Source organism: Vibrio lentus, from assembly GCF_002875945.1.
In the GTDB taxonomy this organism is placed as follows: domain Bacteria; phylum Pseudomonadota; class Gammaproteobacteria; order Enterobacterales; family Vibrionaceae; genus Vibrio; species Vibrio apostichopi.
The window spans coordinates 1-13,740 of record NZ_MCZK01000065.1 but is presented as its reverse complement, the minus strand read 5'-3'; the positions used below and the strand labels follow the sequence as shown (position 1 = coordinate 13,740).

Annotated in this window: 13 protein-coding genes; 12 read left to right on the top strand and 1 reads right to left on the bottom strand. The window is 34.8% G+C overall.

Going from position 1 to position 13,740, the window contains the following annotated elements; translation table 11 throughout:
* The coding region (gene hepT / locus BCT49_RS05225) for a type VII toxin-antitoxin system HepT family RNase toxin (RefSeq protein WP_102434420.1) at window positions 1-353 on the top strand (353 nt) is incomplete at its 5' end.
* Between the two features lie 91 nt (window positions 354-444).
* Here hepT and wecA read toward each other — a convergent pair.
* Window positions 445-1,515, bottom strand: a complete 1,071-nt coding sequence (gene wecA, locus BCT49_RS05220) for a UDP-N-acetylglucosamine--undecaprenyl-phosphate N-acetylglucosaminephosphotransferase (protein ID WP_102434419.1) — start codon at window positions 1,513-1,515, stop codon at window positions 445-447.
* Between the two features lie 284 nt (window positions 1,516-1,799).
* Between wecA and BCT49_RS05215 the strand changes: the two genes are divergently transcribed.
* From BCT49_RS05215 to BCT49_RS05165, 11 genes are all read left to right on the top strand, one after another.
* Window positions 1,800-2,207 carry a hypothetical protein gene (locus BCT49_RS05215; RefSeq protein WP_102434418.1) on the top strand — a complete coding sequence of 136 codons (408 nt, stop codon included), beginning with the start codon at window positions 1,800-1,802 and terminating at the stop codon, window positions 2,205-2,207.
* 37 nt (window positions 2,208-2,244) lie between these two features.
* Entirely contained in the window at window positions 2,245-3,999 is a 1,755-nt protein-coding gene (locus BCT49_RS05210; RefSeq protein ID WP_241908037.1) for a polysaccharide biosynthesis/export family protein, read from the top strand.
* A complete protein-coding gene (locus BCT49_RS05205; protein ID WP_102434417.1) occupies window positions 3,999-4,784 on the top strand; it encodes an ABC transporter permease in 786 nt (261 codons plus the stop codon). The genes BCT49_RS05210 and BCT49_RS05205 overlap by 1 nt, the downstream gene beginning before the upstream one ends.
* Before the next feature lie 189 nt (window positions 4,785-4,973).
* The gene (locus BCT49_RS05200) at window positions 4,974-6,524 is read left to right on the top strand and encodes a lipopolysaccharide biosynthesis protein (protein WP_102434416.1); all 1,551 of its coding nucleotides are present in this window, start codon (window positions 4,974-4,976) and stop codon (window positions 6,522-6,524) included.
* Window positions 6,521-6,901: an HAD hydrolase family protein gene (locus tag BCT49_RS05195; protein ID WP_102434415.1), complete on the top strand. Its 381-nt coding sequence runs from the start codon at window positions 6,521-6,523 to the stop codon at window positions 6,899-6,901. Before BCT49_RS05200 ends, BCT49_RS05195 begins: the two co-directional genes overlap by 4 nt.
* Window positions 6,892-8,487, top strand: a complete 1,596-nt coding sequence (locus BCT49_RS05190; RefSeq protein WP_102434414.1) for a capsular biosynthesis protein — start codon at window positions 6,892-6,894, stop codon at window positions 8,485-8,487. The genes BCT49_RS05195 and BCT49_RS05190 overlap by 10 nt, the downstream gene beginning before the upstream one ends.
* Window positions 8,484-9,206 carry a glycosyltransferase family 2 protein gene (locus BCT49_RS05185; protein WP_102434413.1) on the top strand — a complete coding sequence of 241 codons (723 nt, stop codon included), beginning with the start codon at window positions 8,484-8,486 and terminating at the stop codon, window positions 9,204-9,206. Before BCT49_RS05190 ends, BCT49_RS05185 begins: the two co-directional genes overlap by 4 nt.
* On the top strand, window positions 9,203-10,402 hold the full coding sequence (locus tag BCT49_RS05180) for an SGNH/GDSL hydrolase family protein (RefSeq protein WP_102434412.1): 1,200 nt from the start codon (window positions 9,203-9,205) through the stop codon (window positions 10,400-10,402). Before BCT49_RS05185 ends, BCT49_RS05180 begins: the two co-directional genes overlap by 4 nt.
* Window positions 10,389-11,987, top strand: a complete 1,599-nt coding sequence (locus BCT49_RS05175) for a hypothetical protein (protein WP_102434411.1) — start codon at window positions 10,389-10,391, stop codon at window positions 11,985-11,987. Before BCT49_RS05180 ends, BCT49_RS05175 begins: the two co-directional genes overlap by 14 nt.
* A gap of 20 nt (window positions 11,988-12,007) precedes the next feature.
* Entirely contained in the window at window positions 12,008-12,664 is a 657-nt protein-coding gene (locus BCT49_RS05170; RefSeq protein ID WP_157938600.1) for a sulfotransferase family 2 domain-containing protein, read from the top strand.
* The coding region (locus tag BCT49_RS05165) for a hypothetical protein (RefSeq protein WP_133151645.1) at window positions 12,657-13,740 on the top strand (1,084 nt) is incomplete at its 3' end. The genes BCT49_RS05170 and BCT49_RS05165, both read left to right, overlap by 8 nt.

Below are 13,740 nucleotides of genomic sequence, written 5' to 3'. Positions count from 1 at the left end.
TGAATTACGCAACAAAGCCAAGAATTGCCGATGAGTATGGTGATAACGAAGCGGAACTACGTAGAAATTACACTAAGCAAGATTCAGTTATTTTAAATTTGCAAAGATTATGTAAAGCGTCAATTGATATTGCAAACCGCTCACTAAAATTGCATGACGGACCAATACCACAAAGCAGTCGAGACTCATTTGAACAGCTAAACCGGATGGATTTGTTAAGCACCTCGCTAGCCAGTTCAATGCAAAAAATGGTCGGCTTGCGTAATATTGCTGTTCATGATTATCAGAACCTGAATTTGGATATTGTTATATCCGTATTAAATCACCACTTAGGTGATTTGCCCAAGAGGTAATGAGTCATCACTGACCAACAATGAGCGACTAGCCCCTCACCAGGGAAAGATGAGTGGAGTCCTTGAGTTACTTTCTCTGTTGATTTTTTGGTCATTGACTTATTTCTGAGCAAGGCGTCTCAGAGGCCTGTAGGTTAAGTCGGCTCACTGCATAGAGAAAGAAAGCCATAAGAAATAGGCTAAAAGAATAAACTTCTGGTACACCACTCACATCAAGAATGATGCCTATTGCAGCCAATAACAGTGAAAGTAATGAAACTCCAACTAAAGCTTGCTTAGAGGTATATCCCGCTCTAAGAACAATATGATGGATGTGTGTTCTATCGGCTAAAAGAGGTGATTTTTTGTTAACTAGTCGTCTTGATATGACTAAGAGCATATCCATCAAAGGAACCGCGATAATCCAAAGGGCGGTGACCGGTTTCATCGCACTCCCTACATTGTTCACACCTTCGACTTTTTGCGTTGCAAACACAAGTAACCAAAAAATTGTAAAGCCAACTAAGAAACTGCCTGAATCCCCCATAAAAATCTTGTGCTTCGATTTCACATTTATCCCTAAGTTAAAGCAAACATAGGCGAGCATCGAGACAATGAATAGAAAGCAAAATAGACTAATTGGCAGATAACCGGCCAGCCAGAACATAACCCCTAAACTACCAATAGATATTGATGCAAGAGAACCAAGCAATCCATCAATCCCATCAATCATGTTAAATGCCGTTATACAGCCGATTACCGCACAGACGCTAAAAAGGGTAGACCAAGCACCTAACGTCACTTCTCCGCTCCCCCAGAAATCGCCCAGATAAGATAAAATGATACCCTCATTGTTTGCTAACCAAACAGCAATAAAACTAAGAACGATTAAACGTGATATGGCACTGATATCGAATTTGTCATCGATCAAACCGACGAGCGCTAGAAACGAAGTTAATAAAATATAATGGCTTTGAAATGGAAGGAGGTTGGGCATCATTAAGTCAATAATCCAAATGCCTAAAAGCGTCGATAGCCCCCCTATCTGTGGGATATGCCCATTGTGTGATTTGCGAGTATTAGGAGCATCAACGAAGCTAAATTTAATGGCGAGAGGGCGTGAGTAAACCAGAAAAACAGTACAACAAAAAAAGATGATAATAGCGGTATAAATGACTTGCATAGTAAACCTTGGGTGGCGGCCAGCGCGAGCACCGTGAAAAGAAAACGAGTGGCTTTGTTGGTTAATAATTCAGCGTTGCAATTGTAAGGTCTACTCGAAAGTACTTTTGTCAAGAGTTATCACTGAAGCTTTTGCCAGAGTTATCATACTAATTTTTCTGTAATATCTAATATGATACTGATACTATACGCAGTGATAAAAAATATCAAACTTAACCCTAGACGCGAGTGACGAATATCGCAATGAAATCGTGGGGCGGTAGCGTACCTAAATGAGCCTATTTCATGAGAAAACTAACATCTAATAAGAGTCGAACCACAGTTGTAGTTTTAAGTAGTTTGTTACTTTTGGGTTGTGCTAGTAAGCCTAGAAAAGTGACCGCAAGTCTTCCTCTTGTTGAGGCGGCTGAAGTTCAGTTAGGTGAAAGTATTCCTCAACAGTATTGGTCGGAACTCAACAATCCAAATCAAACGTCATTAACACATAACGACTACAATATTCGTTTAAGCTCACCATATAGCTCAGGCTTAGGTTACCAATGTCGTGTATTAGAGGTTGAGACGATTTCTGAAGGTAAACGTAATAGAATTGCTTGCGCTTCCATCAGTAAAAATGTCGACGGATCTGAAACCAAATCTTGGTATCTCGCACCAAGTATTGTTGAAGCAGCTACTGTTATTAAAATTCAGTAGTTTTGATTACAAACCCTAATTTAACAGTAATTAAAAAATGAAATATTTATTCACATCATCTCGCTTTGTAATCGCATCCATTTTCTCCGTTCTATGCTTCCCTGTACACAGCGCTTCATTTGATCCAAGCGAGTTAGCTGGCACTCAAACGGCCAATGCAACTCCAGCGCAAATTCAGCAAGCTAGCCAAGCTGGTGTTATGCCAAACGAAGCACTAGACATGGGAACCTACCCTTCAGAAAACCGCAACAATACTTTACTTCCAGGTGAAACCGACGTACGTGAGCTGTTACCAAGTTCTGGCGAAGCGTTTCCTCCTCCGTACGGTGCAAATTTATTTGCAGGAGGGTACGAAACTGAACGAAGTGATGGCTTAAATGATAACTATTTGATCGCTGCTGGCGATAAAATCAATATTTGGCTTTGGGGAGCAGTGAACTACTCAAATGTAGTAACAGTGGATAATCAGGGAAATATTTTTATTCCTGAGATTGGCCCTATTCAGGTAAAAGATGTGCGAGCCAGCGAAGTTAACGCTTTAGTGACTTCAAAGATAAAACAGATTTATACCAATAATGTTAGTGTTTACGTGAACCTGTTAACGGCAACTCCAGTAAGTGTATACCTTTCTGGGCCTGTAATACGTCCAGGTCAGTACGCAGGGATGGCATCAGACAGTGTCCTTTATTTCTTAAAGCGTGCAGGTGGGATTGATTCAGAAAGGGGTAGCTATCGTGAAATTAAAATCATGCGCGGTGGTGAAGCGATTGCTGAAGTGGACCTGTATGATTTCATCCAAACTGGATCCCTTCCTAAATTAAGCTTTCAAGACGGCGATGTAATCCTCGTATCACCCCAGAAAGCAGCCATTACCGTTGCAGGTGGTGTTCGTAACCCTTTCCGATTTGAACTTGAAAATATGGTATCGAGCGGTAAAGAGTTATCTCAATACTCGCGCCCTCTTGCAAAGGTGAGCCACGTAGGCGTGATAGGCAATCGACCTGAAGGGCCATTTTCACTCTATATGAGTTACCAAGAGTTCCAAGAGTTTGAGCTAGAAGATGGCGATAAGATCATTTTCAATGATGATCTACACGCACAAGTAATGGATGTACAGGTTAGTGGAAGTTATCTCGGCCCTTCGTATTTTGCGGTTAAAAAGAGTACTCGATTGCACGACTTGCTCAACTACATCCCAATTGACCCAACGTTAACCAATGAAGGGTCAATTTATATTCTTCGTAAAAGTGTTGCTGAAAAACAAAAAGAAATGATCGATGACTCACTTAATCGCTTAGAGCGTAGCGTCTTCACAGCCCCTGCTTCATCCGATGGTGAAGCGGCCATTCGGGCAAAAGAAGCAGAAATGGTGTTGCTGTTTACCGAGCGAGCTAGAAAAATTGAGCCGTTGGGTAAAGTGATCGTTTCCGATGATGGGAATATCGCGAATATATTATTAGAACAAGGTGACCAAATCGTCATTCCATACAAGACTGACTTAATACAGGTTGGCGGAGAAGTCTTGATGCCACAAGCAGTCGTCTTTAATCCTGATGCAAGTATTGACGATTATGTCGCATGGGCAGGTGGCTTTACAGATCGAGCTGAAGACCAACGTATTGCGATCGTACGTGCTAATGGCTTAGTTGAGTTCGACAGTAAAAATCCGATTGAAAAAGGCGACCAAATTTTAGTGTTGCCAAAGGTAGATACTAAAACCATGCAAGCAGTTAAAGATATCACTCAAATTATCTACCAAATTGCAGTGGCTGCAAATGTGGCGATTAACTAATGGCAAAGGTAAAAAAGCGCAGTACTCTGCAAGTCTGGGGTGATGTGATCTTTGCTATTTTTCTGCGAGAAATTAAAAGTAAGTTTAATGACAAACTTGGCGTGAGTTGGGCGGTATTACAACCTGTCTCATTCATTTTTATACTTTCGTTTATGCGTGGGCGGTTAGATGGCGGCGAGACACACTCAATGCCAACATTCGTGTTTATTGTGTATGGTATGTTATGTATACAGCTATTTTTAACCACAATGAGTGCGGCTGCCGGCAGTATTAAAACAAACAAACCTTTGTTTGCGTTTAGACAAGTACAACCTATAGCCTCAACCATTGCTATGGTCGGGTTTGAATTTTTGGTAAAAATAGCTGTGGTTCTGGTTATTGTTATTGCAATGTACTTTCTTGGTATAGAGATTAAAATTGACGACCCCTTAATGGTACTGTGGAACTTTACAGTATTATGGTTATTAGCAACAAATATCGGTTTATTGTTTGCCATTGCTAGGGCTTTTATTCCTGAAATAGACAAACTCCGTAATATGTTACAGCGACCATTGTTATTTATTTCTGGAGTTTTTTTTAGCTTGCAAGATATACCTAAAGAGACTTGGCACTATTTTGATTGGAACCCAATTTTACATGCTATTGAGCTTTCAAGGCAAGCAGCGTACCCAACCTTTGGGGCTGTAGGGGTGAGTGAATTATATCTTAACTTATCAACATTGATAATTACCTTTTTTTCGATTGCTTGTTACCGAGTCTACTGGAAGCAAGCAATAAGTCGATAGAACAGAGCGCTACGGTTTGAGAGACGAGTGTGGGTGTTGCCCTTGAAATACCAGAGTCGAGTAAGAAAAATTAACCTGAATTTACAATAGCATTCAATAATAAAGGCAAAGTAAGCCGAGAACATACTATGACGATACTTCCCCTCGTACCTCGAGCGAAGCGTCCTCGTTTCTCGCTTCTAAAAAACTATGACAATAGAAGAGAAATTTGAACAGTTCCGTAAGTCAGTAAAACCAGGTCAATTCAATAGTACCGAGTTTTTAATACAACAAGCAGAAGTATTGAAAGGGGTCGATGTTGAACTAAGCACTCGGATCCTTAGGCGTGTACAAAACCTAAATAAACAAGATTTGACGGCAACAGTAAAAAAAATAAATCAACAGACTAAAATTCCTCAAAAAGAAGCAAATCACTCTCAACAAAATGAACAAGTTGAATCGAAAATAGCTGCTGTTGAACAGGAGCAAGGACAAGTACTTAATGAGAATAACAGCGAAACAAAGAAAGATGGAGTCGCTATAAATTCTGATAACTCGGTAAACTACTCATCAGTAGTAGTCAATAAGCAAGAAGAAAATTTAGATTCTCAAGAAACCTCGTCTTTTGAAGCAAAGCACTCGTTTAACTTATCTTTTTTTAATCAAAATCCATTTTCAATATTCGTCATTGTTCCAGTTATCATCTTCTCATTGTATCAAATACTTTGGGCAACCCCTCGTTATGAGAGTCGTACTCAAGTAATTGTTCAGCAGCCAGATGGTATGGCAACCATGGATGCAGGTATGGCATTACTGAGTGGTTTAGGTGTAAATACCACAAATAGCGATACTCAATTAGTAAAGGCATATATTTATTCTAACGACATGTTGGAATATTTAGATAAAGAACTCAGCCTACGTCAGCACTTTGAAAGCTCAGAAGTTGACTTTTTTAGCCGTATGCACGGTTGGCATAGCAGAGAAGATTTCATGGACTACTTTGCCTCCCGAGTAACCGTTGAGATTGATGAAAAATCACAAATTATTTCTGTTTACGCACAATCTTTTACGCCAGAGTTCGCGACCCAGTTAGCAGAGACAATAGAAAATAAAGCAGAGTGGTACATTAATGATATAGGTCATCAATTGGCAGAAGCACAGCTTAAATTTATTAAAGGCGAGCACACAGTTGTAGAGCGACGTTTGCAAAAGGCTCAAGCTGATCTACTTAAGTTTCAGCAGCAACATAATTTACTTAGCCCGGAAACAGAGGGGGCTGCATTATCTGAAATTGCTTATCGACTAGAAGGTGAGATAGCCACAAAAAAAGCGGAGCTTACTGCGCTTTTAAGTATTATGAGTAATAGTGCGCCACAAGTTAAAGGCCTAAATAACCAGATATATGCATTGCAGAAACAATTAAAATCTGAAAAAAAACGCTTAACTAGTAATACAAGTAAGTCAGGCTCAGAGCAATTGAATAACTTACCCATTAGTGAGGTATTATCTAAATTCGCAGATTTAAAAATAGACTTAGAGCTGGCAGTAAAAGGCTTTACGTCATCAACAATTTCACTAGAGAAATCAAGAATAGAAGCCTATAGGCAATTAAAATACTTGGTGTTAGTAGAGCAAGCGACAATACCTGAAGATGATACATACCCAGCCGTAATGTATAACATCTCGTTATTAAGTGTACTACTGATGTTAGTTTATGGGGTCGGGCGAATTATTATTACTACGGTAAAGGAATTAAAATGAAAAAATTAGTTGTAGATTTAGATGGTACAATTACTATCGCAAATACATCGGATTACAAAAATGTTGTTCCTAATTTAGAACTAATAGAAAAATTACAGGAATATAAAGAAGATGGATTTTCTATCACCATTTCAACCGCAAGGAATATGCGTACTTATGAAGGTAATGTAGGAAAAATTAATATTCATACCTTGCCAATAATTACAGAATGGTTAGATAGGCATAACGTCCCATATGATGAAATCCTTGTTGGTAAGCCTTGGTGTGGTAATGACGGTTTCTATATTGATGATCGTTCTGTTCGACCATCTGAGTTTAGTTCAATGACATTTGGTGAAATTACCGAATTATTAAGTAAGGAAAAGTCATGTTTTTAATAATGGCTGGTGCTTATATTGGTCAAGAATTACGTTCTGAATTTGGTAAAATACCACCAACATTCTTACCATTAGGCAATAAACGACTTTTCCAGCACCAATTGAATTTAATACCCGAGGGTCAGTCGATTTATATGTCTGTACCCGAAACATACAATATTTCGGAGATTGATAAAAATCGGTTAGATGAGCACAATGTTAAGGTTGTCGAAATTCCAGATGACTTATCTCTTGGGCAGTCACTAGTTGTATCTCTCAATCTTATATCTAAGCCTTTAGAGGATTCCTTGCATATTCTCTTCGGTGATACGCTATTAAAAACTTTACCTGAAGGTGATGATGTTATTGCAACATCTAAAATAAATGACAGTTATGATTGGTCAGCAGTATCCGATAATAGCATAGATTGGCTCTCTGAAAGTAAAGGTTATATTGATGATTTACAAAATAACATTGTATGTGGTTATTTTAAATTTAGTCAACCAAGAATATTGATAAGATCTATTATTAAGGCTAAATGGTTTTTTTTAGAAGGACTAAATCGTTATCATAACGATATTGGGATTACTTCCGTTCATGTTAATAATTGGTTGGATTTTGGCCACGTTAATACCTATTACCATTCAAAGGCTGAATTTACAACGCAACGTTCATTTAATAATTTGGTGATTAATTCTAAATGGATCGAAAAGTCGAGTTTTAAAAATAAAAAAATTAAAGCTGAAGCAAATTGGTTTAGCTCTATCCCAGCAATGATGCAACGCTTTGTACCTCAGTTCTTGGGAGAAAAGTATCTTGAGAATGGTCACTATAGCTATAAATTGGAATATCTACATAATACGGCTTTGAATGAGTTATTTGTATTCTCTGAAGTTCCAGACTTAATCTGGAACAAGATTATTAATCATTGTTTAGATTTTATCGATGAGTGTTTTACTTATGAAGCACCTCTAGACAAAGTATCAACAAATATAGATCAATTATTTGGTGAAAAGACGAATGAACGTCTTAATGAATTCGAAAAGATTAAAAATATAGGGAAAAAAGATATTTGGTCGTTTAATAATACATCTACTATATCTATTGACGATATATTAGAATTAAGTAATAAATGGCTCCCTACGACTAGTCAAGCATCATCTTTAATGCATGGTGATTTTTGCTTTAGTAATATACTTTATGATTTCAGAACCGATAGAGTTAAAACCATCGATCCTCGAGGGTTAACACCTGATGGTGAAATAACTATTTATGGTGATGTTAGATATGATCTTGCGAAATTAAGCCACTCGATCTTAGGTATGTATGATTGGATTATTTCTGGTTATTACTCGGTAAATATTGATTATAACAAAAAATCAATTGAACTAAATATAGATGGAGAAAGTAAACATAAAGAAACGCAAGCACTGTTTATAGAACTAGTCGAAATACGTTATGGGTTAACAGCATTAAATTTGTATGCAATGCAACTACAGTTGTTTTTATCTATGCTTCCTCTTCATGTCGACGATAAAAATCGCCAAGATGCGTTGTTTGCGAATGCTTTTCGTTTATATGAACTTATGAAAGGGTACGAAAAATGATCGTCATTCCTATGGCAGGTCTCAGCTCTCGTTTTTTTAAAGCGGGTTATACAAAGCCAAAGTATATGTTAGAAGCACATGGAAAAAGTTTATTCGACCATTCAGTTGAAAGCTTTAAACAATATTTTAAAACAAAGAAATTTTTATTTATTATTAGAGATGTTTTTAATACTCTTGAGTTTGTAAAACATCGTATTAATGCTTTGGGGATAATAGACTATGAGATAGTAATCCTTGATCAAGAAACGCGCGGACAAGCAGAAACGGTCACGTTAGCTCTCAAAGAAATAATTTATAACGGGCCGATAACCATTTTTAACATTGACACGTTTAGGACCAATTTTAAATATCCGGGTCCTGAGATATTAGCTGATGGTTATTTAGAAGTCTTTAAAGGAGATGGCGATAACTGGTCATTCGTAAAACCAGCCAGTGTTGACTCTACAAAAGTTATTAAAACAACAGAAAAAAAACCTATATCAGATCTTTGCTGTACGGGGCTATATTATTTTTCTTCAGTGTCGGATTACCTAAGTGCTTATGAATACTATTTAACTTTGCCATCTGAACAGTGGGAAAAAGGGGAGCTATATGTAGCACCATTATATAATTATTTAATATCACATAATAAAGAAATCCATTATAGTCTAATCTCTAGGCATGAAGTTGTTTTTTGTGGAACTCCAGATGAATATTGTCAGATAAGAGGTTATAAATGAGAGTCGCACTGTTAGGGGGGAGCAATAGTGTATTGAAAGATGGATTCAGTAAGGGCTTATCAGAAGTGGTAGCTGTCGATAATTACGCATTAGGTGCTAGTTCATCGATACAAAATATGTATTCTACAGTAAAATATATAAATAATGGGCATTATGGTATTGTTACTGAATCAAACGTTAATGACTTTCATAACTTTTGGGTATCCGGTGTACCACTGAGTACAATTAAAGATAATATAATTAACCTTTACAGAATGTTATATCTTGCGAATGCCCCCGTTTTTATATTGTTAATTCCTATAACATTAAATAAACGTTCGAATACACCAGAGAATATTGAAGCTGTTAATGTAATAAATAAACTCCATATTAAATGTGCTTGCCACTATGGATTTAATTATGTTGACTTTCATGATTATTTTTTTTATAATAACTTGCATAGTAAGATAGGAGTTAAATTAGGCCATCCTAATGTTGCTATAATGAGGTATATTGGTAAATTAGTAGGCCGTCATATTAAATCTGTTTTTTCCCAGGCTGAACCTAAATTTGGTAACGAAGTTGTAACTCTAACATCTGAATACCTACTTGGAAGTGGTGAGTTAAAAGTAAACAGCAAGTTTAATAAAAGGTTGTTTGACGTTGAGAATATAAACCAAAAAAAATTGATTTCTGAAAGACATGACTATTATTTAATCGGTGCTACAGCATGGTGTGATGAAAACAGTCTACTTTCTATATCGTCAAAAAATTTCAGTGTTGTGAAAGCATTTAATACAGAGTTGCAGTTCCATGAATTTTTTGAGAAAATATCTCTCGATTCAAATACAATCGTTAAGAATGAGAAGATCAAGCCACCGACTGAAATGAGCTTAAGGGCTTATGATATTAGAAATAAAGAACTATCATTTGATTTAGGGAATATAAAATTATCAGACTTGTTATTTATAAGAAAGGATATTGCTAATCCTGTTCTTAAAAACAATTATAACTATAATTGCAATTATTTGCTGAAAGAATTGGAAGTTTTTTTTGATTATTTAAACCACGAACTAACACGGCAAGATGCAGTTGCAAAGACAATTAGAATTTTATTAAAAAAAGGATTTGTTGGATTGGCTAATAAGTTAGCTAATAAAGCGGGGGGGCAGAAACATATTGACTTATATGATAGGCTAAATAATGAAAAAAAGTGAAACTATAAATCTGATAATTAAATATATATTTGAGGAAGTTGAATTTTCCAAACTGTTAATATTTTTGTCTTTAGTGGAAAAAAATAAATTAGCTACAGTAAGGATATTGATGTCATTTGGCCTGTATTTAGAGGCTATCGATTTCGTCAAGGCTCAAAATAGACCTTCATTAAATAGAAAATTTAATAATATTATTGAGCGTAGGATGCTATATAAATTTTCATTATTTATGGAAGCATTAGTTAACTCGGGGCTAGATAAGAATGACTTTATTGTATCTATTGAAAAATACAGCCTATTTTTGAACAAATCAAATGAACTTAATCTTGCACGACTCAGTGAGATCGATGCGAATAAATCACTGTCTCATTTTATAGATGTTTATGCCTATGATTTCAATAATAATAGAAGTGAAAAAATCATAAGGAATAATAAAAGAATTAAACTGCCTATATTGTCAGCTATACACTTATGGAGTGTTGTCACTAATAATGGTTTTAGAAGTCTTGAGTATAAGATGATCTTGTCTTCAAAAGACACAGCTTCTGGTGATAAGGTATTTAAGCGGCTTATTAAAGATAATCTTCTAAAAGATACAACTATATCGAATGGTATATTTAATAAAATGTTTTCATTCTTTTCCTTTGACGAAATGGAAGAATATATTTCTAATAATAATATTTATCTTAATCAATTTCAAAAAATATCTATGTATAGAGTTTTGGCAAAACAAAAAATTCAATTGATATCAAAGGCGAAAAAAATTGAAAAACCAAGAGTTGCAATATGCATTTCTGGTCAGCTACGAGGTGTTAACACTTGTCTTCCGAAATTAATAAGCCAATTAGAAAATATCTCTCCTGATTACTTTGTTAGTACATGGGATAAAGTAGGTTATCCTAGTGGAGCACATGCTAACAAACTAGCAAGGTTGATACCAAAAGATCTTAGGTATATTGTAAACGGGGTTAGTGACCTCGAATTTTACGAAAAAAATCCAAAAATTGAAGAGTATATAAAAACAAACTCATCGTCAGAAACCCTCCTTTGTCAATTAACAGAAAATATTGACTGTAAAGTTCAGATCATAAATGAAAATGAATTTGGCCGTGAGAATAACCTTTTTAATTTAGAGGTTCGGTTAGCTAATCAATATAAAATGTTTAAGCAGATTTCTCTAGTGTTGGAGTTATTGGCTGAATTTGAGCAGGTTAACAAAAAAAAATATGACTACATATTATGGTTAAGGCCAGACTTAGAGGTCAAATCTATAAATATTATGGCGCTTGCTAATATGCTATCAAACAATGAAGTGTTCATTAAAAAAGATTATGCACTATTTTTAAACAGAAAAGATGGTAATACATTAATGGATATCGAAGATATTATCCTTCAAAATAAAAATAAAAATAACCTATTTGGTGATAATGTAGGGCCAAAGCTATTATCTCAAAAGCTATTGTTTGATGGTCTCACTACTAAAAGATTTCCAGATGATGACGCTTCATTTGGTGAACTGACTGCTCCAGTAATTGATAGGGATTTTCTAATTGAAAGTTTAAAAGAAAGTACCATAGTGAACTGAAAATTAACCAAGGAAGTCAAGTGCCAATTTATATTAAAGATAACAAAGAACTATTATATATACACATACCTAAATGTGCAGGGTCAACGTTACGAAATTTACTAAAAAAATCCTCCAAATTTGAATACCTTTATCATCCAGGAAAAAAGACGCTGCCGTGTTCACCACAACATTTCCACAATGAATATTTAAAATTAGTTTTTAATAATAGAAGCGTAAATTCATTTTGTGTCGTTAGACATCCTTTAACTAGGATAATTAGTGAATATTATTACAGAAGGAAGAAAGGAAGAATAAGAGACGGAATGAATGTAAATAAGTTCATTCGAACATCTTTAGAAAAATATAGTGAAAACGAATTTATTCATGATAATCATATTAGACCAATGAACCAATTTATACTCGAAAATACAAAAATATTTAAATTGGAGGATGGTATGTCGAAGATCATAAACTATATCTGTGATTTCTTTTCTTACCAAAAACCAGAAATTAGCACCCCTCCTAAAAATGTGAGTGAATATGATGACTTTATCATAAAGAAATCAACGATTGATTTAGTAAACGATTTTTACAGTGAAGATTTTACTTTTTTTGATTATAAGAAAGTTGAAATTTCAAAGAAAAATATATCATTTTCTGAACTTAAAAGTAAAATTGAAGCAACTTATGATTAATATTTATCGTAATCTAATTAAATTTCTAGATTCAGGTCTTGAAATTTCTTATTTTAAAGGCTCTAGTAATTACACAGGCGGTACTGAGCTCTACATAAATAGAGCACTAGTTATTTCAGAAGTCGATGATGAGTCAACAATGCTGTTTGTGTTTTTTTTAACGGAGAACTATTTCCTTATAACTACTAGTAGGAAAAAATTCAATACTATTAGACTTGGTTACAAAATAGAAGTTAAAAAAATATTACAAGATGAAGGCAAAGTTGAGCTATATGTTTCGGACGAAAGTAATAGTTCTGAAACTATATTTGTAGCTTACAATTTGGTTAAATTAAAGCACAGTTTTTTTCTTAAAGACAATGAGATTTTTCCCTATATTGATACTATTGATAACCAATTAGAATACAATCTGTTTTCATTTTTAAGAAAAGGAGTTCTGCATTCGAGAAAGATAGAGAAAAATATAAAAGTTAAAGTGCTATCTGAGACCGATATCTATCCTAAATTAAAGTGTAAATTGATTTTTTTAGATAAAGATATTAAAGGTTATTTTGAAAAAGAAAACAAGTTAAAGTATTCAATAATCATTGGGTCATTAGAATATCCTGTTAGCATTGTTAATGGTTTTTTTGATTTTTCAATTCCGATGATGGAGTTAGATATAGGGACGTTCTCTGTAAAGTTACAATGTTCAAAGAATGGAGCGATTGTTTTTTCAAAAGGAATACATAAAAACACGCAAATAAAAAATAAAAAACTTAATTACTCTCCTTTTTATTCTATAATTAATAATAAGATTTTAAGTTATATAAGACACACGGGTTATGGTTCTCTTATAGTAACTAAAAGGCAGTTACAGGAAGTGGAATCTGAGTTTAAATTTAGAGTTATTGAAAGTCGTTTAATTCAGACTTTAATAAAATACTCCGCTGCAATAGTTAGAAGAATAAAAAGGAGTTCGACTGTAATACTTTTTGAAAAGGAAAGTAATCAATCAGAAGAAGGGCTTTTAGAAATAACACATGAAATAAATAGTAAAACGAGTACGAATGCTTATTGGCTTTGTTGCGTAATTC